This window comes from Cupriavidus sp. FW305-27, from assembly GCF_058787995.1.
The window spans coordinates 36,736-62,039 of sequence record NZ_JBYTAG010000048.1 but is presented as its reverse complement, the minus strand read 5'-3'; the positions used below and the strand labels follow the sequence as shown (position 1 = coordinate 62,039).

The following is a 25,304-nucleotide window of genomic DNA, read 5'->3' as shown; positions in this document are numbered from 1 at the left end:
TCCTGATTGGGCAGGTTGGCGCCGCCGGAATCGACCAGGTAGATGCACGGCAGGTTGTTCTCCTCGGCGATCTCCTGCGCGCGCACATGCTTCTTGACCGTCATCGGGTAGTAGGTGCCGCCCTTGACGGTGGCGTCATTGCAGACGATCACGCACTCCTGCCCGGCCACGCGGCCGATGCCGGTGATGATGCCGGCGCCAGGCGCGGCATCGTCGTACATTTCGTACGCAGCAAGCTGCGACAGCTCCAGGAACGGGGTGCCCGGATCCAGCAGTTGCTGCACGCGGTCGCGCGGCAGCAGCTTGCCGCGCGACAGGTGCTTGTCGCGCGCGTCCTTGCCGCCGCCTTCGGCGAGCTTCGCGATCCTGGCCTCCAGGTCGGCTACCAGGGCCTGCATGGCTTCGGCGTTGGCCTTGAAGGACTCGGAGCGGGCGTTCAGTTTGGTTTCGATGATTGGCATATCGTGCTTCTGGGTGTGCCGCGAGATGGTGCTGTCGGTCGGCAGATGGCGAAGGTAGGCGCGCTTACATGGTTTCCGCGAACAGCTCGCGGCCGATCAGCATGCGGCGGATCTCCGAGGTGCCGGCGCCGATCTCGTACAGCTTGGCATCGCGCCACAGGCGGCCGGCCGGGTATTCGTTGATATAGCCGTTGCCGCCCAGGATCTGCACGGTCTCGCCCGCCATCCAGGTGGCCTTCTCGGCGGTGTACAGGATCACCGCGGCGCAGTCCTTGCGCACCTGGCGCACGTGGCCGCTGCCCAGCGCGTCCAGGTTCTTGCCGACCGTATACAGATAGCTGCGCGCGGCCTGCAGCGTGGTGTACATATCGGCCACCTTGCCCTGGATCAGCTGGAATTCGCCGATGCTCTGGCCGAACTGCTTGCGGTCGTGGATATACGGCGTGACCACGTCCATGCACGCCTGCATGATCCCGACCGGGCCGCCGGACAGCACCGCGCGCTCGTAGTCCAGCCCGCTCATCAGCACCTTGGCGCCGCCGTTCTCGGCGCCAAGGATGTTCTCGACCGGCACTTCCACGTCCTGGAATACCAGTTCGCCGGTGTGCGAGCCGCGCATGCCCAGCTTGTCCAGCTTCTGCGCCACCGAGAAGCCCTTCATGCCCTTCTCGACGATAAAGGCGGTCATGCCGCGCGCGCCCAGCTCGGGCTCGGTCTTGGCGTAGACCACCAGCACGTCGCAGTCCGGGCCGTTGGTGATCCACATCTTGGTGCCGTTGAGCACGTAGCGGTCGCCCTTGAGCTCGGCGCGCAGCTTCATGCTGACCACGTCGGAGCCGGCATTGGGCTCGCTCATGGCCAGCGCGCCGATCCATTCGCCCGAGACCAGCTTGGGCAGGTACTTCGCCTTCTGCGCCGGCGTGCCGTTGCGGTGGATCTGGTTCACGCACAGGTTGGAATGCGCGCCGTACGACAGGCCGACCGACGCCGAGGCGCGGCTGATTTCTTCCATCGCGATCATGTGCGCCAGGTAGCCCATGTTGGCGCCGCCGTATTCCTCGGCCACGGTGATGCCCAGCACGCCCAGGTCGCCCATCTTCTTCCAGGCGTCCATCGGGAACTGGTCGGTGCGGTCAATCTCGGCGGCGCGCGGGGCCAGTTCGGCCTGAGCCCAGGCGCGCACGGAATCGCGCAGCATTTCGATGTCTTCGCCGAGGTCGAACTTGAGGCCGGGGAGGGTGTTCATAGCGGTGTTGTCTCTGGTGTTGTCTGTAGGAGCGGGGGGATTGGCTGGCGCCGTGCACCGGCGCCAGCGCGTCAGGCCGTCCTGGATTCGCTGAGTTTCAGGTCCTGCGTCATGCGCTCGCGCATCACGAATTTCTGTACCTTGCCGGTGATGGTCATGGGCATCTCGTCGACAAAGCGGATGTAGCGCGGGATCTTGTAGTGCGCGATCTGGTCGCGGCAGAAATCGCGGATCTCGTCCTCCGTGGCGCTCGCGCCGGGCTTGAGCACGATCCACGCGCAGACCTCCTCGCCGTACTTCTGGTCGGGAACGCCGAACACCTGGACCGCCTGGACCTTCGGATGGCGGAACAGGAACTCCTCGATCTCGCGCGGGTAGATGTTCTCGCCGCCACGAATCAGCATGTCCTTCACGCGGCCGACGATATTGCAGTAGCCTTCCGCGTCGATGGTGGCGAGGTCGCCGGTGTGCATCCAGCCGTCGCGAATGGCTTCGGCGGTACGCGCCTCGTCATCCCAGTAGCCCAGCATCACCGAATAGCCGCGGGTACACAGCTCGCCGGTTTCTCCTACGGGAACCGTGGCACCTGTCGCATCCACGATCCTGACTTCGAGGTGCGGCTGGATGCGGCCCACCGTGGTCGTGCGCTTGTCCAGCGGATCGGTGGTGCTGCTCTGGAAGGAGACCGGGCTAGTTTCCGTCATGCCGTAGGCAATCGTCACCTCGGACATATGCATCTGCGACACCACGCGCTTCATGGTTTCGATCGGGCAGGGTGACCCCGCCATGATGCCGGTGCGCAGGGAAGAGAAGTCGTAGCTCGCGAAGTTCGGGTGATCGAGCTGGGCAATGAACATGGTCGGCACGCCATGCAATGCCGTGCAGCGTTCTTCGCTGACTGCCTGCATGGTGGCTTCCGGCTCGAAGGCCTGGCCGGGGAACACCATTGCCGCGCCGGAGGACACGCAGGCCAGCACCGCCAGGACCATGCCGAAGCAGTGATAGAAGGGCACCGGGATGCAGAGCTTGTCCTGCTCGGAGAAACGCATCGCCATGGCAATGAAGCGTGCGTTGTTGACGATATTGCGATGGGTCAGCGTGGCGCCCTTGGGCGCACCGGTAGTGCCGCTGGTGAACTGCACGTTGATCGGGTCATGGCGGTCCAGCTGTGCCGTGATGGCAGCCAGCGTCGACCGAGCCACGCCTGTGCCGCGCGCAATCACGTCGGCATAGCGGAGCATCCCGGGTGTATGGTCGTCGCCCATGCGGATGACGCAGCGCAGTGCCGGCAGCCGCGCCGCCTGCAGTTCGCCCGGCGCGCAGGTGGCCAGTTCGGGGGCGAGTACCTGGAGCATCTCCAGGTACCGTGAGGTCTTGAAGGCTTCCGCCGCGACGATCGCCTTGACGCCCACCTTGTTCAGCGCGTACTCCAGCTCGGACAGGCGGTAGGCGGGATTGATGTTCACCAGCACCAGCCCCAGCCGCGCCGTGGCGAACTGGGTGACCAGCCACTCGACCCGGTTGGGGGACCAGATGCCGACTCGGTCGCCTCTGGCCAGCCCCAGCGTGTGCAGGCCTGCCGCCAGTGCGTCCACGGCATCGGAGAATTCGCGCCAGTTCCAGCGCACCCCTTGCTCGCGAAAGGCAACGGCTTTCCGCTCGGGATAGCGAGCCACCGTTTGCGCCAGCAACTCCGGCACGGTCTGTTCCGACAGCGGAATGGTGGTGTCCCCTCTCACATGCGAAAGCCCGCCAATCGGCAGGATGGTGGGAGAGGACTCGGCCTGCATCGTCATACTTGTCTCCAAAGCCCGGTTGTGGTTCGTCACGTTGGATATTTGTGAGTGTTACTCAATAAACAGCGCATCGATGGATTCTGGGGTGGCGTCTCCGGGTTTTCCCGGATATTTGCGGCGCGGTTGCTTTATTTTTGGCTATTCCTTCGAGGCTCGCCTGACACCCGTTGGTGCGATGATCGAAAAATACATGGTGCCAATCGAAATGGCAACCTAAAATTGAGTAAAGCTCAAGTCAAGGCTGAGCCGGCCCTATAATCTCGCCTTCGGGCAAGCAAGGACTCAATCAAGATGGAAGACGTCACATCGCCCCGCCGTGTGCCGGCGGGCGCCAAGGCGGAACAACGCATCCGGGACATCCTGCGCGTCAGCCGCGAGGTATTCGCCGAGCTCGGCTATGAGCGGACCACGACCACCGAGATCGCCCAGCGCCTGGGCATCTCCGAGGGCACGGTGTTCACCTACTTCCATGGCAAGCGCGAGCTATGCGCACGCGTGATCGAGGACTGGTATGACGAGATCATCAGCACCGTGGAACAAGGCATGCCGCACGGGCAAAGCACAAAGGTGCAGCTGGAGTTCTATGTCAGGACACACCTGCGGTTGTTCCTGATCCAGGGGACGGGCTTGTGTGCGCTGGTGTTGTCGGAGGGGCGTGCAAAAGGGCCGGGGCTGGGAGAGGTGTTCGTACCGCTGCAGCGCCGCTATACGGCACCGTTGATGGACTTGCTGGCGCGGGCGCGGGACAACGGCGAGATCCGGGATGACCTGCCGTTGAGCCTGCTGCGCTCGGCAATCCTCGGCCCGATGGAGCACATCCTGTGGGACGCGATCGCCCGGCAGCGGCAAGTGGATATCGAGAAGACGGCCAGGGATATGGTGGCGTTGTTGTGGCCCGCCTTGCTGCCTGTAGACGTCGAGGTGGAGAAATTGCGCGCATTCTATGGAGAAGTCGGCGCGGCATTGAGAAGGGCGGGCAACGGTTGACGTGCGGCGCGCCTTGAAGCGCCGGTCCGCTAATCCACTGATCTAGTTCTTGCGAGGGACCCTTGCCGGATTCATGCGCCGCCATGCGCGATCGCCTGCTGGCGGCCCTGCACGTCTTCGATTAGGCCTTAATCTACCAGGGCGAACGCCCGTCGATTTCCATTGATGGCAGCCCCAGCAGCGCGCGCGCCTGGGCCACTGTCGCCACGGGGCGCCCATATTCCTCGCACAAGGCCGCTACCTGGCTGACCAGCGCGGCGTTGGAGGGCGCCAGTGTCTGCTTGTCAAGCCGCACATTGTCTTCCAGGCCGGTGCGGCAATGGCCGCCCAGTTCGAGCGACCAGCGCGCCATCGTCAGCTGGTCCCGGCCGATGCCAGCGCCGGTCCAGGTCGCATCGGGTGCCAGGCGCCGCAAGGTGTGCACGTAGAAGGCAAGCACCTCGCGATCGACCGGCATCGCATTCTTGATCCCCATCACGAACTGGATATGCAGTGCGCCGTCGATCTTGCCGGCCTGTTGCATGGCCACCGCCTGGAAGATCATCGACAGGTCGAAGGCCTCTATCTCGGGCTTGATGGCGTAGGCCTTCATTTCCGCGGCGAGCCAGTCCACCAGGTCTGGCGGATTGTCATAGACGCGAGTGGGGAAATTGACCGAGCCGGTGGCAAGCGACGCCATGTCCGGGCGCAGCGACAGCATCCCCCCTCGCTCCCTTCCCGCGCCTGAGCGGCCGCCGGTGGAGACCTGCGTGATGATGCCCGGCGCATGCTTGCGGATGCCCTCCAGCACGCGGGCAAAGCGGTCGGGCTCGGAGGAGGGCGTCTCGTCGTCATTGCGCACGTGCAGGTGGACGAGCGTGGCGCCCGCCTCGAAGGCGGCCTGGGTGGATTCGACCTGCTCGCTGACAGTGATCGGCACGGCAGGGTTGTCACGCTTGCGCGGCAGCGAGCCGGTGATGGCGACGGAGATGATGCAGGGCTGGGTCATGTCGGCTCCGGTAAGGATGTATGGCATCACGCCTGTGACAGGAAGTGGATCACCGCGTGCGAAAACGCCTCGGGCAACTCCCAGTTGGACAAATGCGCGGCGTTGAGCGCGAGGTATTCGGCGCCGGCAATGCCTTGCGCCAGCTCGCGGCCCTGTTCCGGCGTGGTGGCGGCATCCTGCACGCCCGCGATCACCAGCACGCGCGAGCGGATGCCTGGCAGCAGGCCGCGCAGGTCGGCGTCGCGCACGGCGGCGCAGTTGGCGATATAGCCATCGGCATCCGTGGATGCGAGCATGGCGAGCACGGGCGCGATGTGCGCCGGATCGCCGGCCAGCGCGGCCGGCGTGAACCAGCGGGCCAGCACGCCCCCGGCGATCGCCGCCATGCCCTCGTTGCGGACGCGCTCGATGCGCGTGTTCCAGCCGGACGCCGGGCCGATCAGCGCCGCGGTATTGGCCAGCACGAAGCGGCCGAAGCGTTCGGGATGGTGGCGTGCCAGCCAGATGCCGGTCATGCCGCCCATCGACAGGCCGCAGAAGTGGGCGTGCTCGACACCGGCATGGTCCATCACCGCCAGCACGTCGGCCCCGAGCTCGGCCATGCCGAACGGCGCTGCCGGCACGCCGGAGGCGCCATGGCCGCGCGTGTCGTAGCGCAGCACGCGGAAGCGCTCCAGCAGCGCCGGCATCTGCGGGTCCCACATCGACAGGGTGGTGCCCAGCGAGTTGGACAGGGCCAGCACCGGCGCGCCGGCCGGACCGTTAAGTTCATAGTGAAGGCGAAGCCCGTCGCGGGTGGCAAAGCGCATGACGTGGGCTCCCTCAGCGGATCGATGAAGGATGCGGCGCCAGCGGCGTGACGGCGATCTTCATGTACGGGAACAGCGGCAGCCCCGACAGCAGCGTGTGCAGCGTCTCGTTGGACTCGACGTCGAACACGCTGTAGTTGGCATACTCGCCCACCACGCGATAGAGCTGCTGCCACTTGCCCTGGCGCTGCAGGTCCTGCGCATAGGCTTTCTCGCGCGCCTTGATGTCCTCCGCCTGCGCGGCGGGCATGTCGTGCGGCAGGTTTACGTCCATTCGTACCAGATACAGCATTGGTGTCTCCTCGCTTCGATTCTGATGGGGTCTGATGGCAGGGAATCAGGCGCGGTCGCGCCGGTAGTGGGCGAGCTTGTCCTCGTCCAGCGCCATGCCCAGGCCGGGGCCCTGCGGCAGGTGCAACGCGAAGTCGCGGTAGACGGGGCGCTCGGCGACGATGTCGTCCTTCAGCAGCAGCGGGCCGAACAGTTCGGTGCCCCACGCCAGTTGCGGCAGGGTCGCAAAGCCGTGGGCGGCGGCAATGGTGCCGATGCTGCCTTCGAGCATGGTGCCGCCATACAGCGCGATGCCGGCCGCATCGCCCACCGCGGCCGTGCGCAGCATGCCGAAGATGCCGCCCGACTTGGCGATCTTCAGGGCGAACACGTCGGCGCCGCCGATGCGGGCCAGTTCCATCGCGTCCTCGGGCCCGCACACCGCTTCGTCGGCCATGATGGGCACCACGAAACGCGCCGCCAGGCGCGCCAGCGCGGCGCGTTGCTCGCGTGGCGTGGGCTGCTCGATCAGGTCGATGCCGGCGGTCTCCAGCATGGCAATGCCGGTGGCGGCATCCGCTTCGTTCCAGGCCTGGTTGACGTCCACCGTGACACGCGCGCGCTCGCCCAGCGCGCGCTTGATCGCGGAAACGTGTGCGACGTCCTCGCGCACGCTGCGCCGGCCGATCTTGAGCTTGAAGGTATCGTGACGGCGCTCGGCGAGCAGGCGCTCGGCCTCGTCGATGTCCCGCGCGGTGTCGCCGCTGGCGAGCGTCCACAGCACCGGCAGGGTGTCGCGCACGGCACCGCCCAGCAGTGTCGCCAGCGGCACGCCGAGACGCTTGCCCTGCGCGTCCAGCAGTGCGGTCTCGAGCGCCGACTTGGCGAAGCGGTTACCGCGTGCGACCTTGCCGAGGCGCGCCATGGCGCCATGCACATTGGCCGCATCCTGGCCCAGCAGCGCCGGTGCAAGGTAGCTGTCGATGGTCAGCTTGATGCCCTCGGGGCTCTCGTCGCCGTAGGAAAGTCCACCGATGGTGGTCGCCTCGCCGAGGCCTTCAATGCCGTCGGCACAGCGCAGGCGGACGATCACCAGCGTCTGCCGCTGCATGGTCGCCATGGCGAGCTGGTGCGGCCGGATGGTCGGAAGATCGACCAGGATGGCCTCGATGGACTCGATGGCCGTGATGCTTTGCTGCGTCGCCACTTTCATACCTTCCTGAGGCAGTTGAACGTTGCACCGGAGTATGGAGGGCTATTTTTGGGGTGTCCAAGACCGTTGGCGTCTGATTTCATACCTACAGAGTATGAACTGCCCGTTGCGTCCTATTCCTTCGGCGGCGGCAGGTAGGCCATGCCCTCATCCTCGTAGAGCTGGTAGATCATGTCCCGCAGCGAGCGCAGGTCGGCCGACTCGTCCAGCATGCGCGTGCTCATGATAATGGGCGACACCAGCTTGGGATCGTCCAGTTCCTTGTAGGTCACGTCGCCCCGCTTGAGCCCGTAGACGCTGCTCGGGACCACCGAGATGCCTTCGCCCATCGCCACCAGCCCGAGCGCGATCTGCAGCTCGCGCACCTCGTGCAGGCGGCGCGGCTTCAGGGCGCGGTCGTGGAAGGCGGCCAGCACCTGGTCGGCAAAGCTCGGGCGCGGCGCCTTGGGGAAGATGATGAGCGGCTCGCCGACCAGGTCGTGCAGCGCGAGTTCGGGCTTGGCGTCAGCCAGCGGATGGCCGACCGGCAGCGCCACGATCATGCGCTCCTCACGCAGCACCACGCGCCGCACCGACGGGTCTTCGTGGCGAATGCGCCCGAAGCCCACATCGATGCGCCCCTCCTTGAGCGCCTTGATCTGGTCCATGGTCGACATCTCGTGCAGGCTCAGTTCGAGATCGGCGTGCATCTGCCGGAAGCGCCGGATGATCCGCGGCAGCATCCCATACAACGTGGAGCCGACAAAGCCGACCGACATCTTGTGCTCGATCTTGCCGACCCGCTTGGTCATCGCCTGCAGTTCCGCGGTCTGGGCCAGCAGTTGCAGCGCGTGGGTATAGAAGAAGCGCCCGGTGTCGGTCAGTTTCAGCGGGCGCGAGTGGCGCTCGAACAGTTGCACACCCAGGTCGTCCTCCAGTTGCTGGATCTGGCGCGACAGCGGCGGCTGTGCGATATGCAGCCGCTCGGCCGCCCGGGTGAAGTTGCGTTCCTCTGCCACCGCCACGAAGTAACGCAGGTGCCGCAATTCCAAGACTATACCTCCTGAGTATCGATGGGATACTAAATCAGTGTTGGACTGCCAAAACTGCCGTTGACTATGCTCCATCCGTGCCCGGAAGACAAGCTCGATACCTGCAAAGCATGAACCGGGACCCAACCACAACTATGGAGACCCCCATGACTCACTCGGAAATCGACGCCCTGGTCCACAGCTTTATCGTCGCCACCGGCACGCAAGGCACCCCCGACCCGCGCGTGCAGCAGGTGGTAGTCCGCCTGACCGCGGACCTGTTCAAGGCGATCGAGGACCTCGACCTGAGCGCCAGCGATGTCTGGAAGGGCATCGAGTACTTCGCCGAGGCGGGCGCCACCCAGGAGTTGGGCCTGCTCGCCGCCGGCCTGGGGCTGGAACGCTTTCTCGACGTCCGCGCCGACGAGGCCGAAGCCCGCGCCGGCCTGACCGGCGGCACGCCGCGCACCATCGAAGGCCCGCTCTACGTGGCCGGCGCCCCGGAAAGCACCGGCTTTGCCCGGCTCGATGATGGTAGCGACGACGGCAAGGGCGAGGTCCTGTTCATGCAAGGCACGGTGTACGGCGCCGACGGCAAGCCGCTGCCCGGCGCCAGGGTCGAGGTGTGGCATGCCAACCTGATGGGCAACTACTCGTTCTTCGACAAGACCCAGTCGCACTTCAACCTGCGCCGCACCATCGTCACCGATGCAAACGGCCGCTACCAGTTCCGCAGCAACGTGCCCAACGGCTACGGCTGCCCGCCGCAAGGCACCACCCAGCGCCTGCTGGACCAGCTTGCGCGCCACGGCCGGCGCCCGGCCCACATCCACTTCTTCGTGTCGGCGGACGGCCACCGCAAGCTGACCACGCAGATCAACATCGACGGCGACGAATACCTGTGGGACGACTTCGCCTTCGCCAGCCGCGAGGGGCTGGTGCCGGCGGTGACCCGCGTCACCGAAGCCGCCGCGCTCGACAAACACGGCGTGGACAAGCCGTTCGCCTCGATCGACTTCGATTTCCGGCTGCTGCCGGAGCAGGCCGGCGCCCCCGCCGCCGAGGTGGAGCGCCAGCGCGCCGCCGCCTGATTTTCCGCAATGCCGCCCGCCGCGCGGGCCGGCAGATCCAGTCCGGGCGGCAGCGCCATGCGCAGCGCCGCCCCGGCGACAAGACATCGGCAGGAGACAACTCCATGATCCCCATCTATCCGGAGGGCAAGGCCCCCGTTCGCCCCGGCGCAAAGCGCCTCGACCTGGATACCTTCCTGGTGGAAGACAAGGCAAGCGGCGACTACCGGCTGCACCGCGCGGCCTTCACTGACGAAGAGCTGTTCGAACTCGAGATGAAGCACATCTTCGAGGGCAACTGGATCTACCTGGCGCACGAAAGCCAGATCCCGAACAACAACGACTACTACACCACCCATATCGGCCGCCAGCCGGTGGTGATCGCGCGCAATCGCCAGGGCGAACTGAACGCCTTCATCAACGCGTGCAGCCACCGCGGCGCCATGCTGTGCCGCCACAAGCGCGGCAACAAAGCCACCTACACCTGCCCGTTCCACGGCTGGACCTTCAACAACAGCGGCAAGCTGCTGAAGGTGAAGGATCCCGAGAACGCCGGCTACCCTGACTGCTTCAACAAGGAAGGCTCGCACGACCTGAAGAAGGTGGCGCGCTTCGAGAACTACCGCGGCTTCCTGTTCGGCAGCCTGAACGCTGACGTGCCGCCGCTGAAGGATTTCCTGGGCGAAGCGGCGCGCGTCATCGACATGATCGTCGACCAGTCGGCCGACGGGCTCGAGGTGCTGCGCGGCTCGTCCACCTACACGTTCGAGGGCAACTGGAAGCTGCAGGCCGAGAACGGCGCCGATGGCTACCACGTGTCGGCGGTGCACTGGAACTACGCCGCAACCACCAGCCAGCGCAAGCAGAAGAACGCGCAGGAAGACAAGATCCGCGCCATGGACGCCGGCAAGTGGGGCCAGCAGGGCGGCGGCTTCTACGCCTTCGAGCATGGCCACATGCTGCTGTGGACGCGCTGGGCCAACCCGGAGGACCGCCCCAACTTCAGCCGCCGCGAGGAATTCGCCGAGCGTTGCGGCGCCGAGACCGCGGACTGGATGATCCAGAACTCTCGCAACCTGTGCCTTTATCCCAACGTCTACCTGATGGACCAGTTCGGCTCGCAGATCCGCCTGCTGCGTCCGCTGGCCGTCGACAAGACCGAGGTCACCATCTACTGCATCGCGCCGAAGGGAGAATCCGACGAGGCGCGCGCGCGCCGCATCCGCCAGTACGAGGACTTCTTCAACGTCAGCGGCATGGCCACCCCCGACGACCTCGAGGAGTTCCGCGCTTGCCAGCAGGGCTACGCCGGGCAGGCACTGGCCTGGAACGACATGTGCCGCGGCGCGAAGCACTGGATCGACGGTGCCGACGAGGCCGCGCAGCGCATCGGACTCAAGCCCGTGATGAGCGGGGTGCGCACCGAGGACGAGGGCCTCTACACGGTGCAGCACCGCTACTGGCTGGACGTGATGAAGAAGGCCGTGGCAGAGCAATCCGCCGAAGCCGCGAATGAAGCCACCGACACCACCGACGCCGCCGCAGGGAGCGCAGCATGAGCACCGCCGACATCACCCTCGACCAACCGGTCGACATGGCCGCCATCCAGTCCTTCCTGTACCGCGAGGCACGGCTGCTGGATGACGAAGAGTGGGACGCATGGCTTGCGTGCTACCACCCCGACGCAAAGTTCTGGATGCCCTGCTGGGATGACGACGGCAAGCTGATCACCGACCCGCAGCGCGAGATCTCGCTGATCTATTACCCGACCCGCCAGGGCCTGGAGGATCGCGTGTTCCGCATCAAGACCGAGCGCTCCAGCGCCACCATTCCGGACACGCGCACCAGCCACAACCTGAGCAACGTCGAAGTGCTCGGGGTGGCGGGCGACACCTGCACCGTGCGTTTCAACTGGCACACGCTGAGCCATCGCTACCAGACCACCTACAGCTACTTCGGCATGTCGCGCTACACGCTCGACCTCTCCGGCGCCCAGCCGCGCATCCTGGACAAGTATGTCGTGCTCAAGAACGACTACATCAACCAGGTCATCGACATCTATCACATCTGATCCAGGCTGGAGGAACGCGCCATGGAACACACCATCGCCCTGCAATTCGAAGACGGCGTCACCAGGTTCATCACCTGCGGCGAGCACGAGACCCTGTCCGATGCCGCCTACCGGCAGCAGATCAATATCCCGCTGGACTGCCGCGACGGCGCCTGCGGTACCTGCCGCGGGCTGTGCGAGTCGGGCAGCTATGACCTGCCCGAATCCAGCTATATCGAAGATGCGCTGACCGCGGAGGAAGCTGGCCAGGGCTACGTGCTGGCCTGCCAGACGCGCCCGCGTTCGGACTGCGTGATTCGCGTGCCCGCCTCGTCGGCCGCGTGCAAGACCGGCGTCACCACCTACCAGGGGACGCTGGCCGAGCTGGAACAGCTCTCCGATTCGACCATCGGCTTTTCCATCGACCTGGACGAGGCCGCCGGCCTGGACTTCCTGCCCGGCCAGTATGTCAATGTCGAGATCCCGGGCACCGGGCAGACGCGCTCCTATTCCTTCAGCTCCGCGCCCGGCAGCGCGCGCACCGGCTTCGTGGTGCGCAACGTGCCGGAAGGGCGGATGAGCACCTGGCTGACCAGCCAGGCCAAGTCCGGCGAGCGCGTGGCGTTCTCGGGTCCGTACGGCAGCTTCTACCTGCGCGCGGTGACACGGCCGGTGCTGTTCCTGGCCGGCGGCACCGGCATCGCCCCGTTCCTGTCGATGCTCGATGTGCTGGCCGCCAGCGGCTGTGCGCAGCCGGTGCGCATGGTCTACGGGGTCACCAACGACATCGACCTGGTGGCGCTGTCACGCATCGATACGGCCCAGGGTGCCTTGGCCGGCTTCGAATACCGTACCTGCGTCGCCGACGCTGCCAGTAACCACCCACGCAAGGGCTATGTCACAGCCCATGTGGAGCCGGAATGGCTCAACGGCGGCGATGTCGACATCTACCTGTGTGGCCCCGTGGCGATGGTGGAGGCCGTGCGCGGCTGGCTGCAGCAGAGCGGCATCACGCCCGCCGGCTTCTACTATGAGAAGTTCTCGGCCAGCAACGCGGCATGAGCAAGGAGCACGACAACATGAGAACTGCTACACGCTTTGCCGGCAAAGCCATGATCGTGACCGGGGCCGCGCAAGGCATCGGCCGCGGCGTCGCACAGGCCGCCGCCGCCGAGGGCGCCTCGGTGGTGCTGGTCGACCGATCGGCGCTGGTCGATGAAGTCGCGGCGCAGATCGTTGCTGCGGGCGGGCAGGCCATCGCAGTGCACGCCGACCTGGAGCGCTATGCCGGCGCCACGCAGATGGCGCAGGCGGCCGAAGCAGCCTTCGGCCGCATCGACATCCTCGTCAACAACGTGGGCGGCACGATCTGGGCCAAGCCCTTCCAGGCCTATGAGGAGGACCAGATCGAAGCCGAGATCCGGCGCTCGCTGTTCCCCACGCTGTGGTGCTGCCGCGCGGTGCTGCCCGGCATGGTCGCGCGCCGGCAGGGCGTCATCGTCAACGTGTCGTCGATTGCCACGCGCAGCATCCACCGCGTGCCCTACGCGGCGGCCAAGGGCGGCGTTAACGCACTGACGGCCAGCCTCGCCTTCGAGCATGCGCACGAAGGCGTGCGCGTCAACGCCGTGGCCACCGGCGGCACCGAGGCGCCGCCGCGCAGGATTCCGCGCAACATGGCAGCGCAGAGCGAGCAGGAGGCCATCTGGTACCAGGCCATTGTCGACCAGACCAGGGCCTCGAGCCTGATGCACCGCTATGGCACGATCGACGAGCAGGTCCATGCCATCCTGTTTCTCGCATCGGATGAGGCTTCGTACATTACCGGCACGGTCTTGCCAGTTGGCGGCGGGGATCAGGGCTGATGAGCCAGCGTCTGGGTGGAATCGATTGGGGCGCAGTCCGACCGCCGAGGGACTGCAGCGTGTTGCATTGTTCGGCTTACAGCCTTCATTGGCAGATAGGAGTCAGATCATGAGCAAGCCCTCGATCATTCTGGTGCACGGTTTCTGGGGAGGTGCCGCGCATTGGGGAAAAGTCATCGTCGAACTGGCGCGAAAGGGGTATACGAACGTCCGCGCCGTTGAAATGCCGCTGACATCGCTTGCTGACGATGTCGAGCGTACCCGCAAGATGATTGCCCAGCAGAAGGGGCCGGTCCTCCTGGTGGGGCATTCGTACGGTGGTGCGGTGATTACCCAGGCGGGTGACCAGCCCAATGTGGTGGGGCTTGTGTATATCGCGGCGTTTGCGCCAGATGCGGGGGAGAGCCCCGGTGGCATTACGCATCAGCATCTTCCGGTTGCGGCGCCCAATCTCGAACCCGACAGCGACGGCTACTTGTGGCTCAAGTCCGATAAGTTCCATGAGAGCTTCTGCCAGGATCTTTCGCCCGACGACGCGCTGGTGATGGCGGTGACGCAGAAGGCGCCGCTTGCAAGCACCTTCGGCGACGTCATCACGACGCCGGCCTGGAAAAAGAAGCCGTCCTGGTACCAGATTTCCAGCGAAGACAGAATGATCGCCCCCGAAAACCAACTGAAGATGTCGGCCCGGCTCAATCCCCGGAAGGTCGTGACTCTGGCGGCAAGCCATGCTTCGCTGGCTTCGAAGCCAGCCGAGGTTGCAGCGTTGATCGACGAAGCCGCGACGGAGTCGGTCAGGGGATAGCGCCCTGAACGCCCCGCCGGACCAGTGCGCCGAACAGCGGAAAGCTGCGCGGTCAAGGGGAGCCCCCCCGGCTACAGCATCGCTGAATGCAAGTGATGCGGATTATCGAGCGTTTCCGCGATGATCCGCAGCGACTCCTCGATCTCATCGCGCTCGCCCGGGCCGCCCAGGCAGACACGGATCGCATCGGGCGGGTTGCCGTCGGTCGAGAAGGCGGCGGCCGATACCGCGCCGATGCCGCGCGAGCGCAAGTGCAGCGCCAGTTCCGACGGGCTCCACGCTGAAGCCGCCGGGATCGGCAGCCACAGGTGAAAGCCCTCCGGGTCCGCGTCATAGGCCAGGCCCTTGAGCACATGGCGCGCAATCAACTGCCGCGCCGCGCTTTCGGCGCGGATGGCCTTGAGCATGTCGTCCACCGTTCCGTCCTTGATCCAGGATGTAGCGAGCAATGTGTTGATGGGGCTCGCCATCACCGTCGTTGCCCGCAGGGTGCCAGCCAGGCGCTGCGCCTGCCGGGCGGTGGGGGCGTGCAGGAACGCTATGCGCAGCCCGGCGCCCAGGCATTTGGACAGGCCGGTGACGTAATAGGTGAGTTCCGGGGCGAGCGCGGCAAATGTCTGTGGTGCCCGCAGCGGCAGCATGCCGTAGGCATCGTCCTCGATGATCGGCACGCTGTAGCGCAGCGCGACTTCGGCGAGCTGCTCGCGGCGTGCCTGCGGCATGGTGCGCGTGCTCGGGTTCTGGATGGTCGGATTGCAATAGAGCGCCGCCGGCTTCTGTGTCTTGCACATGGCTTCGAAGGCGTGGGCGAACGGGCCATCCTCGTCGCCGGGCAGCGCCTGTAGCTGGATATTGAGCTGCGCGGCGATGGCCTTGATGCCGGGGTAGGCCAGCGCGTCGGCACAGATGGTCTGCGCCGGCCGTGCGAGCTGCGACAGCAGTGCAACCAGCGCGCTGTGGATGCCGGGCGTGACCAGCACGGTGTCCGCGCTGCATGCCGGCACCCAGCGGCGCAGCCATTTCGCAGCAACCGAGCGATCGGCCGGGGTTCCGCCGAAGTCCTGGTAGCGCAGCAGCGTGTAGGGATCGGCAGCCTCCAGCAGTTGCGCCATGGCGGAACGAAGCCGCGCTGTCATCGCGGGCGGCTCCGGCGGCATGTTCATGGACATCTCCGCACCCGTGCCGCCGCGCAGCGGCATCGCGGGCGCACGTCCGCGCACGTAGGTGCCACTTCCTGTCTTGGTGTCGATCAATCCCCGCTTCCTCGCTTCACTGTAGCCGCGCGCCACGGTGGTGTAGTTCAGTTGCAGCGCTTCGGCCAGGTCGCGCAGCGGCGGCAGCCGGTCGCGCGCGCGCAACTGGCCGTCGGCCAGTGCCTCCTCGATCAGGTCCGGAATCAGTAAATAGGCCGGCTTGGCACTGCCGGCGATACGTTTTACCCAATGGCTGGTCAGGTTGGACACCGTGGTCTCCCGCTGCGCGATGCGATGGCATTCAGTGCCCTGAGGGTAGCACCCGAATGATCGCTTACCAAGCCGCACAAGCGATTGCATCAGAAGTTCTCAATGATGGTGCGATATCAGCGCGGATGCACCACGCGTGCGCACCAGGCGGCTGGTTCCCGTTCAAAAATGTGCATTGTGGCGAAGCCGTCATGGCGTGCGCTGTGCGCCTTTGGTGGCATCCATGGCCAAAGCCGTTGCGATCATTGGGCCGATCATTTGGTCGGCTTCGGCTTGATTGGAGATTGATCGCATGACTGCGGGCATTGCGTGGCACATCGGTTGCGGATGTTGGCGTGTTCGGCCTGGCGCCGAACGGTCGATCGGCAAGGGATCGGTCGGCCGCACTGCCCCATCAACGCAACGGAGAGAAGCATGCCTGCTGTCAGCAAACCGGCCCACAAGAAGGGCGATTTCCTGGTCGACTATGAAGAGAAGGTATTCGAGGACGTAAAGGCCGAAGCCGGCGAGAAGGCGCTGGTGACCTTCCACACCGTCGCCTTCGAAGGCTCGATCGGCTTCGTCAACATGCTGCAGGCCACGCGCCTGCTGCGCAAGGGCTTCGAGACCTCGATCCTGCTGTACGGCCCCGGCGTGAACCTTGGCGTTCAGCGCGGCTTCCCGACGCTTGGCGACGAGGCATTCCCCGGGCATATGAACTTCAACAAGCAGCTCACCAAGTTCATGGACGAGGGCGGCAAGGTCTACGCCTGCCGCTTCGCCCTGCAGGCCCTGTACGGCCACGGCGAGGCCTCGCTGATCGAGGGCATCCGCCCGATCAATCCGCTCGATGTGCTCGACCTCAAGCTGCTGCACCGCAAGGAGAACGCGCTGATCATCGATACCTGGACGGTCTGAGCAAAAGGGCAGGTGCCACCATGTCACAGAAACGCATTGTGCGCGCGGCCGCGGTCCAGATCGCGCCCGACCTCGAGAGCGGCGCAGGCACGCTGGCCAAGGTCTGCGAGGCGATCGACGAGGCCGCCGGGAAAGGCGTGCAGCTGATCGTCTTCCCGGAGACCTTCGTGCCGTACTACCCGTACTTCTCCTTCGTACGGCCGCCGGTGCACTCCGGCAGCGACCACATGCGGCTGTACGAGCAGGCCGTGGTGGTGCCCGGCCCGGTCACCGATGCCGTCGCCGGGCGCGCACGCCGGCACGGCATGGTCGTGGTGCTCGGCGTGAACGAGCGCGACCACGGCAGCCTGTACAACACGCAGCTTATCTTCGACACCGAGGGCAACCTCGCGGTCAAGCGCCGCAAGATCACGCCCACCTTCCACGAACGGATGATCTGGGGGCAGGGCGATGCGGCCGGCCTGAAGGTCGCGGACACCGCGATCGGCCGCGTCGGCGCGCTGGCGTGCTGGGAGCACTACAACCCGCTGGCCCGCTATGCGCTGATGACCCAGCACGAGGAAATCCACTGCAGCCAGTTCCCGGGCTCGCTGGTCGGGCCGATCTTTGCCGAGCAGATCGAAGTCACGATCCGGCATCACGCGCTGGAATCCGGCTGCTTCGTCGTCAACGCCACCGGCTGGCTGACCGAAGCGCAGATCGCCTCCGTGACCACCGATCCGGCGCTGCAGAAGGCGCTGCGCGGCGGCTGCAACACTGCAATCATCTCGCCGGAGGGCCAGCACCTGGCGCCGCCGTTGCGCGAGGGCGAGGGCATGGTCATTGCCGACCTCGACATGTCGCTCATCACCAAGCGCAAGCGCATGATGGATTCGGTGGGCCACTACGCGCGCCCGGAACTGCTAAGCCTGGCCATCAATGAGCGGCCGGCGGCGACGGCAGTGCCGATGGCAGGCGCCTTCTCCAACTTCCATGGGAGTATCCGCGATGACATCCAGCGCGAGCGTGCCGGCTTCGAGCCGGCAATTGATGACTGAACTGCAGTCCGTCGGGCTGCGCCTGGAAGACCCGAATGCCGGCGCGGCCAGCCGGCGCGGCGGGGCGGGTCCGTCCGATCACAAGGCGGTCACCATCGACGGCGTGACCATCATGGTGCCGGTGCATACCAGTACCGCGTGGCACTCGCCGTTCGTGGCGCAGGCGCCCGACGGAACGGGGCGCAGCGCGCTGATGCGCGGCACCATCCCGATTGCCAGCATCAGCTTTCCGAAGGCGCCGCGTTTCCATGCGCTGCAGACCCTGGAGGGCATCCCGTACTCGCATATCGCCACGCTGCATGGCGCCGATGTGCTGGCCACCACGGTGCTGCAGACTTGCATCCGCTACGAGAGCCGCAAAAAGACCTGCAAGTTCTGCTCGATCGGCCAGTCGCTGGCGGCGGGCCGCACGATCGCGCGCAAGACGCCGGAGCAACTGGCCGAAGTGGCGCGCGCCGCAGTGCTGCTCGACGGCGTCAGGCATATGGTGCTGACCACCGGCACGCCGCCGACGCCGGATCGGGGCGCGGCTATTCTTTGCGAGAGCGCCTTCGCCATCAAGGCCGCGGTCGACCTGCCGATCCAGGCGCAGTGCGAGCCGCCCGACGACGACCGCTGGTTTGAGCGCATGAAGGCCGCCGGCATCGACACGCTCGGCATGCACCTCGAGGTCGTCACGCCGGCGCTGCGCGAGCGCATCATGCCGGGCAAGGCGGCGGTGCCTCCGAGCCGCTACATGGAAGCCTTCAAGGCCGCCGTTGCGGTGTTCGGCAGGGCGCAGGTCAGCACGTACATCCTCGCGGGACTCGGCGACACCGCGGAAGCCATCCTGTCGATCTCGCGCGAGCTGATCGAGCTCGGGGTGTATCCGTTCGTGGTGCCTTTCGTGCCGATCTCCGGCACGCCGCTGGAGGACCACCCGGCACCCTCGCCGGCCTTCATGCAGTCGATCCTGCAGCCGCTCGGCGCCATGCTGAGCGCCGCCGGCATGCGCTCGTCCGACATCAAGGCAGGTTGCGGCAAGTGCGGCGCGTGCTCGTCACTGGCCACCTACGAGCGCGAGGCGGCACTGGCGACCGACGGAGCGACATCATGAAAAGCGATCTCTGCGTCGAGGTGCCGGGCATCCCGATGTTCCGCATCCGCTGGGCGGAGCACACCTGGGAGGCGGAGCAGGCCTATCGCCTGCGCCAGGCCGTGTTCTGCGAGGAGCAGGGCATCTTCGCGGGCGACGACCGGGACGCGGTGGACGACGTGGCGCAACTGCTGGTGGCGGTGCGCTTCGAGCAGGAATTGCCCCGCCATCCCGGCACCGTGGTCGGCACGGTTCGCATCCATGAAAGCGAGCCGGGCGTGTGGTTCGGCTCGCGGCTTGCGGTGGATGCGGCATACCGAAGCCAGGGCAAGATCGGTGCGACGCTGATCCGCCTGGCGGTGAGCAGCGCCCACGCGATCGGCTGCCGGCGCTTCCTTGCGCACGTGCAGAGCCAGAACGTGCCCTTGTTCAGGCGCTTGCATTGGCACGTCCTGGCAGAGGAGACGCTGCTCGGGCGGCCTCACCACCTGATGCAGGCAGACCTGAACCATTACCCACCTTGTCATACGCCGCACGCGGGCCTGATTGCGGAAGGCAGGGCCGTGCGATGAGCCTCGACGACCTCGTACACACCTTGCGCAGCAGCCGGGGTTTTGCGCATAAGACCGATATCCCGGCCATGCTGTCGCCACTCGGCGCCGCGGCCACCGGACGCAACGCGGCCATGGCTGTCGATGTCGGCGACGACTGCGCGGCATGGCGGGATGGCGACGGCTACCTGCTGTTCGCCATTGAAGGACTGGTCAGTGATTTCATCCGCACGATGCCGTGGTTCGCCGGCTACAGCGCGGTCATGGTCAACATCAGCGATATCTATGCGATGGGCGGCAGGCCGACGGCCGTGGTCGATGCGCTATGGAGCCATGGCGCCGCCGACGCCGCTGAAGTGCTCAAGGGCATGGCAGCGGCGTCTGCCGCTTATGGCGTGCCGATCGTCGGCGGTCACAGCAACGCGCGCAGCGAGGAAAGCCAGCTTGCCGTGGCGATCGTTGGCCGGGCGCGCAAGCTGCTGTCGAGTTTCGCGGCGCGTCCCGGGCAGCGCCTGTTGATGGCGGTGGACCTGCGCGGCGCGTTCGCGGAGCCGTACCCGTTCTGGAACGCATCGACGGGCGCGCCGGGCGAACGACTGCGCGCGGATCTCGAACTCTTGCCGGTGCTGGCCGAAGACGGCCTTTGCACCGCGGCCAAGGACATCAGCATGGCGGGTGCGCTCGGCACCGCGCTGATGCTGCTCGAATGCTCCGGGGTGGGCGCCAGCATCGCGCTGGAGCGCATTCCGCGGCCCGATGGCGTGCCGCTGGAGCGATGGCTGACGGCATTCCCCAGCTATGGCTTCCTGCTGGCCGTCGATGACGACGATGCGCAGACGGTCGAACGCCGCTTCCTCGATCGCGGCATTGCCTGCGCCCAGATCGGCGCCATCGACGATTCCCGTGTCGCCACGCTCACGCACGCCGGCGAACGGGCCACGTTGTGGGACTTCCGCGAGGCAGGGTTCATCCTGCCGACGCGCCTGGCCACGCCGCTCGATTCCCCAACCTGAGACCTGCCATGCCAGTTACCTATTTCCGCATCCGCTGGCCTGACCAGACCGAGATGGCCTGCTATTCCCCATCCTCCATCGTCACGGAGCACTTTGCCGAAGGGGCGGCGTATCCGCTGGACGAGTTCGTCGAGCGCGCGCGTACCGCGCTGGGCGCCGCTTCCGAGCGGGTGCGTGCCAGGTATGGCTACGCCTGCTCGTCCGCGATGGACCAGCTCCGCATCCTGGAAATCGCCGCGCAGCGGTTCCGGGGCCAGGACGGCGCCACCGTCCGGTTTCTCGGCTTTGGCAGCTAGCCGTTCTTCAAATTCCTCGCCTTAAAGGATCCAACATGTCCAACGTCATCTACACCAATCCGGACCAGGCCGCAGAACCCAGGCACTACGGCGTCATCATTGTCGGCGGCGGCCAGGCCGGACTATCGATGAGCTACTTCCTGAAGCAGGCCGGCATCGATCATCTCATCATCGAGAAGCACACCGTCACGCATACCTGGCGCACGCAACGCTGGGATGCGTTCTGCCTGGTGACGCCGAACTGGCAATGCGCGCTGCCGGGCTATCCCTACCAGGGTGATGATCCGCACGGCTTCATGAAGAAGGATGAAATCACGGCCTATCTCGATGGCTTTATCCGGACGGTCGGCGCACCGGTGCTCGAGCACACCGAGGTACGGCAAGTGAAGGCGCGCGCTCAGGGGGGATTTGCCGTGGTGACGAGCCAGGGTGCATTCACCGCAGACCAGGTGGTGGTGGCCTCGGGCGGTTATCACACGCCGATCGTGCCGCGCATGGCCGAGCGCCTGCCGGCGTCGGTCCGGCAGCTGCAATCGTCCGAATACAGGAATCCCGAGTCGCTGCCCGAGGGTGCGGTGCTCGTGGTTGGCTCGGGCCAGTCGGGTGCGCAGATTGCGGAAGACCTGCACCTGGCCGGCCGCAAGGTGTACCTGGCCGTCGGCGAGGCGCCGCGCTGCGCGCGCTTCTATCGCGGGCGGGACGTCGTGGACTGGCTCGCGGACATGAAATACTACGACCTGCCGGTCACCGAGCATCCGCTGCGCGAGGGCGTTCGCGACAACACCAACCACTATGTCACCGGCCGCGACGGCGGGCGCGATATCGACCTGCGCAGGTTTGCCACTGAGGGCATGGAGCTCTACGGCTTGCTCGACGACTACCTCGACGGCCAACTGCGTTTTGCTCCGGACCTGCGTCGCAACCTGGACGATGCCGATGCGACTTACAACCGCATCAACGCGAGCATCGACAAGTTCATCGCGGAGCGAGGTATCGAGGCGCCGCCGCCGAGCGTCTATGCGCCCGTATGGGCGCCACCGGCCGAGCGCACCGAACTTGATCCTCAGGCAGCCGGCATTGGTTCGATCATCTGGTGCATCGGCTTCCGGCCGGATTTCAGCTGGCTCGAAGTGCCGGTGTTCAACGGCCGCGGCTATCCGGGCCACGAACGTGGCGTGACCGCACACGCCGGCCTGTACTTTCTTGGCCTGCCCTGGCTGCACACGTGGGGATCGGGGCGATTCTCCGGCATCGCGCGCGACGCCGAGTACCTGGCCGCCCTGGTCGCCGCAGGCCGGGCCGACACCGCGCTGGCCGCCTGACATGGAAGCCGTCGTCTCGCGCCATGTGGCCGGCATGCCCCAGTTGGCATACACCGGCCTGTCAGAGAACTGGCTGCTGAAGTCCTGCGGCGACCTGCACTGGCGCCTGCTGGCCGCCGGCGCCGGCCTGGGGGTGCCGGACTTCCGCGATGCCGAGGGCAATCCGGTGTATGCGGCGTTCACCGCGATCCGCGTGCGGGATGCCGCGCCGCAAACGGTCGGCGAGCACGCCGAGTTCAGCATCGGTTCGCGCATCGTGCCAGCGGGTGGCGTGAAGCACCTCAGCGAACATGCGGTCGACATGCAGGGGGGCCGCCGCGCCAGCGTGACGATGCTGTCCACCTTCATCCGCCGCACGCGTGAGCGGGACAACCGCTCGGTCGTGCGCACCATGCCGACCGTGGCCGCGCAGTGGGCCGGCGCCGGCCCGTCGGCACAGGCGGCGGAACTGTCGCTGCTGGCGCGGCGTTTTCGCGGCGGGGATTGGGGCATGCATCTCGGGCTCGATCAGGCCCGGCATCGCGTCTGCCACGCGGCCGAGTACCTGCCGTGCCCCTGCAACGACTTCAATGGCGCCGACCTGCTGTACTTCGCCAGCTTCCAGGCCATGGTCGATCGCGCGGAATGGCAATGGCGCCGCGACGCGGATCCGCCCACGGTGTTCGCGCGGGACCTGTTCTTCCATGGCAACGTCAATGTCGGCGAGTCGCTGGAGCTGATCTTCTCCGCGCTGCGCGAGGACGAGGAAGGATTGACGCACTGGTGTGAGATCCGGCGCAGCCGCGACGGCGAGAAGATCGCAGATGTGGTCACGCAGAAGCGGTGGAGGCAACGATGAACGCGAAACGGGATGACCCGGCAGGCGCCCTTGAGCTGAAGCCGGTCTACGGGCACGGCGACCTGACTGGTCTTGGCCACCTGGGCGGCATGCCCGGCGAGGCCCCGTTCGTTCGTGGCCCCTATCCCTCCATGTACCGCGGCAGGCCATGGACCATCCGCCAGTACGGGGGATACGGCGACGCCGTGACGTCGAACCTCGCCTATCGCGAGGCCCTGAAGCAGGGCGCGCAGGGCTTGTCGGTGGCCTTCGACCTGCCGACCCATCGCGGCTATGATTCTGACGATCCACTGGCGCAGGCCGATGTCGGCATGGCCGGCGTGGCCATCGACTCGGTCGACGATGTGCGGCGCCTGTTCGATGGCATTGCGCTGGACCGTGTGTCGGTATCGATGACCATGAGTGGTGCGGTGCTGCCAGTACTGGCAGCGTTCCTGGTCGCGGCCGAGGAATGGGGCGTCCCGTTCGAACAGCTGCGCGGCACCATCCAGAACGACATCCTCAAGGAGTTCATGGTCCGGAACACCTGGATCCATGCGCCGCAGCCGTCGCTGCGCATCGCCACCGACGTGGTCGAATGGCTGGCCGCGCATGCGCCGAAGTTCAACGGCATGTCGATCTCGGGCTATCACTTCCAGGAAGCAGGCGCCGATCCGGTGCTGGAACTGGCACTGACACTGGCCAATGCCAGGACCTATGTCGGCCTGCTGCGAGAGCGCGGCCTTGATGTCGATGCATTCTGCGGCGGACTGAGCTTCTTCTTCGGCGTCGGCAAGCCATTCTTCGTCGAGATCGCCAAGCTGCGCGCCGCGCGGCTCCTGTGGCACGACATCGTGTGCGAGCTGGGCGGCACCAGCGCGCGCGCCACCGCCATGCGCATGCATTGCCAGACTTCGGGCTGGACCCTCGCCGCGCAGCAGCCGCTCAACAATGTCGCGCGCACCACGATCGAGGCGATGGCCGCGATCTTCGGTGGTACGCAGTCGCTGCATACCAACGGCTTTGACGAGGCATTGGCTTTGCCGGGCGCGCAGGCCTCGCGGCTGGCCCGCGATACGCAGCTGATCCTGCAGCATGAGTTTGGCCTGTGCGACGTGGCGGACCCGTGGGCGGGCTCCTACCTGATCGAGTCGCTGACCGGCCGCATGGTGACGGAGGTTCGCGCGGTGCTGGCGCACATCGACGCTGAGGGTGGCATCCTGGCAGCCCTTGAATCCGGCTGGGTGCAGCGGCGCATCCACCAGAATGCGCTGCGGACGCAGGCTCGGCTCGATGCGCGGGAAGAGGTCGTGGTGGGTGTCAACCGCTACCAGGAGCCCGACGACAATGGCCAGGAATGCCTGGAGATCGACGGTAGCCAGGTGCGCGTGCAACAGGCACGTCGCCTGGACGCGCTGCGCAGCCGCCGCGATGACGCCGCGGCCAGGCATGCGCTGGCGGCGCTGACCGAGGCCGCCAGGCACGGCGGCCCCAACCTGCTGGCCTGTGCGATCGACGCCATGCGTTGCCGCGCCACGGTCGGGGAATGTACCCGGGCCCTGCTCCAGGTGTGGCCGCGCCATACGGTCCGGGCGTCCTACGACGCTGCGCTGTACGGCACGGCCCGCGCCGGCAACACAGAATGGCTGGCCGCCTGCGAGTGCGTCAGTGCGCTGCGCGAGCGGCTCGGCCGCGCGCCCCGGATCCTCGTGGCCAAGCTGGGCCAGGACGGCCACGACCGCGGTGCGAAAGCGGTGGCGGCCGGGCTTGCGGATGCCGGGTTCGTGGTCGAACTGACACCGCTGTTTCAGTCCGCCGAGGCGGTTGCGTCTTCTGCTTGCGATGGCGAGTTCGATGCCATCGGCATCTCCACGCTGGGCGGCGCGCATCTGGATCTGCTGCCGGCGCTGCTACACGCCTTGCGGCAGCGTGCGCTCGAAGTGCCGGTCTTCGTCGGCGGCATTGTTCCGGCAGACCACAGGCGCTTGCTGCGCCAGTGCGGCGTGCAGGGGATTTTCGGACCGGGCACGCCGATGGAGATCATCGTGAGCACCATCGTGGCTGCGCTCACGTTGTCGAGGATGCCTACGGCGTAAGCGTGACGTCCTCGATCGCCACGTCGCCCACCAGCATGTAGCCGGGCGCATGCGTGATACACAGCGGCAGCAGCGCCTGCACGGCCGCGGCCAGAGGCGTGCCGCCTGGATGGCGATGCTTTCGCTTGCTGAGATGTCCGACAACCGGGTCGCGACCTTCCCGCGTT

At 66.3% G+C, this 25,304-nt stretch carries 25 protein-coding genes; 16 read left to right on the top strand and 9 right to left on the bottom strand.

Annotated elements, in window-relative coordinates; translation table 11 throughout:
* The 3 genes from AC3WRI_RS22130 to AC3WRI_RS22120 form a co-directional block, all read right to left on the bottom strand.
* Window positions 1-461 (bottom strand): carboxyl transferase domain-containing protein (locus tag AC3WRI_RS22130; protein WP_492294099.1); only part of this gene is annotated, 461 nt, incomplete at its 3' end.
* A 64-nt stretch (window positions 462-525) separates the two neighbouring features.
* Window positions 526-1,707, bottom strand: a complete 1,182-nt coding sequence (locus tag AC3WRI_RS22125; RefSeq protein ID WP_439670588.1) for an isovaleryl-CoA dehydrogenase — start codon at window positions 1,705-1,707, stop codon at window positions 526-528.
* A 71-nt stretch (window positions 1,708-1,778) separates the two neighbouring features.
* A complete protein-coding gene (locus tag AC3WRI_RS22120) occupies window positions 1,779-3,503 on the bottom strand; it encodes an AMP-binding protein (RefSeq protein WP_492294097.1) in 1,725 nt (574 codons plus the stop codon).
* Between the two features lie 291 nt (window positions 3,504-3,794).
* On the opposite strand from AC3WRI_RS22120, the gene AC3WRI_RS22115 reads away from it, so the two are divergent.
* Window positions 3,795-4,490 carry a TetR/AcrR family transcriptional regulator gene (locus tag AC3WRI_RS22115; protein WP_010811729.1) on the top strand — a complete coding sequence of 232 codons (696 nt, stop codon included), beginning with the start codon at window positions 3,795-3,797 and terminating at the stop codon, window positions 4,488-4,490.
* Between the two features lie 133 nt (window positions 4,491-4,623).
* Here the strand turns inward: AC3WRI_RS22115 and AC3WRI_RS22110 are convergent, their stop codons facing one another.
* The 5 genes from AC3WRI_RS22110 to AC3WRI_RS22090 form a co-directional block, all read right to left on the bottom strand.
* Window positions 4,624-5,478: a 3-oxoadipate:acetyl-CoA acetyltransferase gene (locus AC3WRI_RS22110; RefSeq protein WP_010811730.1), complete on the bottom strand. Its 855-nt coding sequence runs from the start codon at window positions 5,476-5,478 to the stop codon at window positions 4,624-4,626.
* A gap of 26 nt (window positions 5,479-5,504) precedes the next feature.
* Entirely contained in the window at window positions 5,505-6,287 is a 783-nt protein-coding gene (pcaD, locus tag AC3WRI_RS22105; protein ID WP_492294095.1) for a 3-oxoadipate enol-lactonase, read from the bottom strand.
* 13 nt (window positions 6,288-6,300) lie between these two features.
* The gene (catC, locus tag AC3WRI_RS22100) at window positions 6,301-6,579 is read right to left on the bottom strand and encodes a muconolactone Delta-isomerase (RefSeq protein ID WP_492294093.1); all 279 of its coding nucleotides are present in this window, start codon (window positions 6,577-6,579) and stop codon (window positions 6,301-6,303) included.
* 45 nt (window positions 6,580-6,624) lie between these two features.
* Window positions 6,625-7,770, bottom strand: a complete 1,146-nt coding sequence (locus tag AC3WRI_RS22095; protein WP_010811733.1) for a muconate/chloromuconate family cycloisomerase — start codon at window positions 7,768-7,770, stop codon at window positions 6,625-6,627.
* A 113-nt stretch (window positions 7,771-7,883) separates the two neighbouring features.
* Window positions 7,884-8,801 carry a LysR family transcriptional regulator gene (locus AC3WRI_RS22090; protein ID WP_010811734.1) on the bottom strand — a complete coding sequence of 306 codons (918 nt, stop codon included), beginning with the start codon at window positions 8,799-8,801 and terminating at the stop codon, window positions 7,884-7,886.
* A gap of 146 nt (window positions 8,802-8,947) precedes the next feature.
* Here AC3WRI_RS22090 and catA point away from each other — a divergent pair, with 146 nt between their 5' ends.
* The 6 genes from catA (at window position 8,948) to AC3WRI_RS22060 (ending at window position 14,570) form a co-directional block, all read left to right on the top strand.
* Window positions 8,948-9,871: a catechol 1,2-dioxygenase gene (gene catA, locus AC3WRI_RS22085; RefSeq protein ID WP_058698658.1), complete on the top strand. Its 924-nt coding sequence runs from the start codon at window positions 8,948-8,950 to the stop codon at window positions 9,869-9,871.
* Window positions 9,872-9,975: 104 nt separating this feature from the next.
* Window positions 9,976-11,409, top strand: coding sequence for a benzoate 1,2-dioxygenase large subunit (benA, locus tag AC3WRI_RS22080; protein WP_010811736.1), 1,434 nt, complete (start codon window positions 9,976-9,978; stop codon window positions 11,407-11,409).
* Window positions 11,406-11,921, top strand: coding sequence for a benzoate 1,2-dioxygenase small subunit (benB, locus tag AC3WRI_RS22075; protein ID WP_011615429.1), 516 nt, complete (start codon window positions 11,406-11,408; stop codon window positions 11,919-11,921). The genes benA and benB overlap by 4 nt, the downstream gene beginning before the upstream one ends.
* 21 nt (window positions 11,922-11,942) lie before the next feature.
* Window positions 11,943-12,962, top strand: a complete 1,020-nt coding sequence (benC, locus tag AC3WRI_RS22070; protein WP_011615428.1) for a benzoate 1,2-dioxygenase electron transfer component BenC — start codon at window positions 11,943-11,945, stop codon at window positions 12,960-12,962.
* Window positions 12,963-12,979: 17 nt separating this feature from the next.
* Window positions 12,980-13,765 carry a 1,6-dihydroxycyclohexa-2,4-diene-1-carboxylate dehydrogenase gene (locus AC3WRI_RS22065; protein ID WP_010811738.1) on the top strand — a complete coding sequence of 262 codons (786 nt, stop codon included), beginning with the start codon at window positions 12,980-12,982 and terminating at the stop codon, window positions 13,763-13,765.
* 109 nt (window positions 13,766-13,874) lie between these two features.
* Window positions 13,875-14,570, top strand: a complete 696-nt coding sequence (locus tag AC3WRI_RS22060) for an alpha/beta hydrolase (protein ID WP_492294091.1) — start codon at window positions 13,875-13,877, stop codon at window positions 14,568-14,570.
* A 71-nt stretch (window positions 14,571-14,641) separates the two neighbouring features.
* Here the strand turns inward: AC3WRI_RS22060 and AC3WRI_RS22055 are convergent, their stop codons facing one another.
* Window positions 14,642-16,033 carry an aminotransferase-like domain-containing protein gene (locus tag AC3WRI_RS22055; protein ID WP_492294090.1) on the bottom strand — a complete coding sequence of 464 codons (1,392 nt, stop codon included), beginning with the start codon at window positions 16,031-16,033 and terminating at the stop codon, window positions 14,642-14,644.
* Window positions 16,034-16,447: 414 nt separating this feature from the next.
* Between AC3WRI_RS22055 and AC3WRI_RS22050 the strand changes: the two genes are divergently transcribed.
* From AC3WRI_RS22050 to scpA, 9 genes are read left to right on the top strand one after another with little or no spacing between them, the layout of a single operon-like run.
* Window positions 16,448-16,930: an MSMEG_0572/Sll0783 family nitrogen starvation response protein gene (locus AC3WRI_RS22050; protein WP_010811741.1), complete on the top strand. Its 483-nt coding sequence runs from the start codon at window positions 16,448-16,450 to the stop codon at window positions 16,928-16,930.
* A 20-nt stretch (window positions 16,931-16,950) separates the two neighbouring features.
* The gene (locus AC3WRI_RS22045) at window positions 16,951-17,967 is read left to right on the top strand and encodes a Nit6803 family nitrilase (protein ID WP_010811742.1); all 1,017 of its coding nucleotides are present in this window, start codon (window positions 16,951-16,953) and stop codon (window positions 17,965-17,967) included.
* Complete coding sequence (locus AC3WRI_RS22040) at window positions 17,960-19,063, top strand: MSMEG_0568 family radical SAM protein (protein WP_412459425.1); 1,104 nt, start codon at window positions 17,960-17,962, stop codon at window positions 19,061-19,063. Before AC3WRI_RS22045 ends, AC3WRI_RS22040 begins: the two co-directional genes overlap by 8 nt.
* Entirely contained in the window at window positions 19,060-19,614 is a 555-nt protein-coding gene (locus tag AC3WRI_RS22035) for an MSMEG_0567/Sll0786 family nitrogen starvation N-acetyltransferase (RefSeq protein ID WP_492294088.1), read from the top strand. Before AC3WRI_RS22040 ends, AC3WRI_RS22035 begins: the two co-directional genes overlap by 4 nt.
* A complete protein-coding gene (locus tag AC3WRI_RS22030; protein ID WP_492294087.1) occupies window positions 19,611-20,606 on the top strand; it encodes a sll0787 family AIR synthase-like protein in 996 nt (331 codons plus the stop codon). The genes AC3WRI_RS22035 and AC3WRI_RS22030 overlap by 4 nt, the downstream gene beginning before the upstream one ends.
* An 8-nt stretch (window positions 20,607-20,614) precedes the next feature.
* A complete protein-coding gene (locus AC3WRI_RS22025; protein ID WP_010811746.1) occupies window positions 20,615-20,902 on the top strand; it encodes an MSMEG_0570 family nitrogen starvation response protein in 288 nt (95 codons plus the stop codon).
* Between the two features lie 35 nt (window positions 20,903-20,937).
* Complete coding sequence (locus AC3WRI_RS22020; RefSeq protein WP_439667930.1) at window positions 20,938-22,224, top strand: MSMEG_0569 family flavin-dependent oxidoreductase; 1,287 nt, start codon at window positions 20,938-20,940, stop codon at window positions 22,222-22,224.
* A gap of 1 nt (window position 22,225) precedes the next feature.
* Window positions 22,226-23,062: a Pnap_2097 family protein gene (locus AC3WRI_RS22015; protein WP_492294085.1), complete on the top strand. Its 837-nt coding sequence runs from the start codon at window positions 22,226-22,228 to the stop codon at window positions 23,060-23,062.
* The gene (gene scpA, locus AC3WRI_RS22010; protein ID WP_492294084.1) at window positions 23,059-25,137 is read left to right on the top strand and encodes a methylmalonyl-CoA mutase; all 2,079 of its coding nucleotides are present in this window, start codon (window positions 23,059-23,061) and stop codon (window positions 25,135-25,137) included. Before AC3WRI_RS22015 ends, scpA begins: the two co-directional genes overlap by 4 nt.
* Window positions 25,138-25,304 lie beyond the last annotated feature (167 nt).

Coding starts and splice junctions, on each gene's coding strand:
- pcaD (WP_492294095.1), bottom strand. CDS start 6,287: ATGCGCTTTGCCACCCGCGACGGGCTTCGCCTTCACTATGAACTTAAC.
- AC3WRI_RS22060 (WP_492294091.1), top strand. CDS start 13,875: ATGAGCAAGCCCTCGATCATTCTGGTGCACGGTTTCTGGGGAGGTGCC.
- AC3WRI_RS22020 (WP_439667930.1), top strand. CDS start 20,938: ATGTCCAACGTCATCTACACCAATCCGGACCAGGCCGCAGAACCCAGG.
- AC3WRI_RS22025 (WP_010811746.1), top strand. CDS start 20,615: ATGCCAGTTACCTATTTCCGCATCCGCTGGCCTGACCAGACCGAGATG.
- AC3WRI_RS22125 (WP_439670588.1), bottom strand. CDS start 1,707: ATGAACACCCTCCCCGGCCTCAAGTTCGACCTCGGCGAAGACATCGAA.
- AC3WRI_RS22120 (WP_492294097.1), bottom strand. CDS start 3,503: ATGACGATGCAGGCCGAGTCCTCTCCCACCATCCTGCCGATTGGCGGG.
- AC3WRI_RS22015 (WP_492294085.1), top strand. CDS start 22,226: ATGGAAGCCGTCGTCTCGCGCCATGTGGCCGGCATGCCCCAGTTGGCA.
- benB (WP_011615429.1), top strand. CDS start 11,406: ATGAGCACCGCCGACATCACCCTCGACCAACCGGTCGACATGGCCGCC.
- AC3WRI_RS22030 (WP_492294087.1), top strand. CDS start 19,611: ATGAGCCTCGACGACCTCGTACACACCTTGCGCAGCAGCCGGGGTTTT.
- AC3WRI_RS22045 (WP_010811742.1), top strand. CDS start 16,951: ATGTCACAGAAACGCATTGTGCGCGCGGCCGCGGTCCAGATCGCGCCC.
- AC3WRI_RS22065 (WP_010811738.1), top strand. CDS start 12,980: ATGAGAACTGCTACACGCTTTGCCGGCAAAGCCATGATCGTGACCGGG.
- catA (WP_058698658.1), top strand. CDS start 8,948: ATGACTCACTCGGAAATCGACGCCCTGGTCCACAGCTTTATCGTCGCC.
- benC (WP_011615428.1), top strand. CDS start 11,943: ATGGAACACACCATCGCCCTGCAATTCGAAGACGGCGTCACCAGGTTC.
- AC3WRI_RS22110 (WP_010811730.1), bottom strand. CDS start 5,478: ATGACCCAGCCCTGCATCATCTCCGTCGCCATCACCGGCTCGCTGCCG.
- AC3WRI_RS22040 (WP_412459425.1), top strand. CDS start 17,960: ATGACTGAACTGCAGTCCGTCGGGCTGCGCCTGGAAGACCCGAATGCC.
- AC3WRI_RS22050 (WP_010811741.1), top strand. CDS start 16,448: ATGCCTGCTGTCAGCAAACCGGCCCACAAGAAGGGCGATTTCCTGGTC.
- AC3WRI_RS22115 (WP_010811729.1), top strand. CDS start 3,795: ATGGAAGACGTCACATCGCCCCGCCGTGTGCCGGCGGGCGCCAAGGCG.
- scpA (WP_492294084.1), top strand. CDS start 23,059: ATGAACGCGAAACGGGATGACCCGGCAGGCGCCCTTGAGCTGAAGCCG.
- catC (WP_492294093.1), bottom strand. CDS start 6,579: ATGCTGTATCTGGTACGAATGGACGTAAACCTGCCGCACGACATGCCC.
- benA (WP_010811736.1), top strand. CDS start 9,976: ATGATCCCCATCTATCCGGAGGGCAAGGCCCCCGTTCGCCCCGGCGCA.
- AC3WRI_RS22035 (WP_492294088.1), top strand. CDS start 19,060: ATGAAAAGCGATCTCTGCGTCGAGGTGCCGGGCATCCCGATGTTCCGC.
- AC3WRI_RS22095 (WP_010811733.1), bottom strand. CDS start 7,770: ATGAAAGTGGCGACGCAGCAAAGCATCACGGCCATCGAGTCCATCGAG.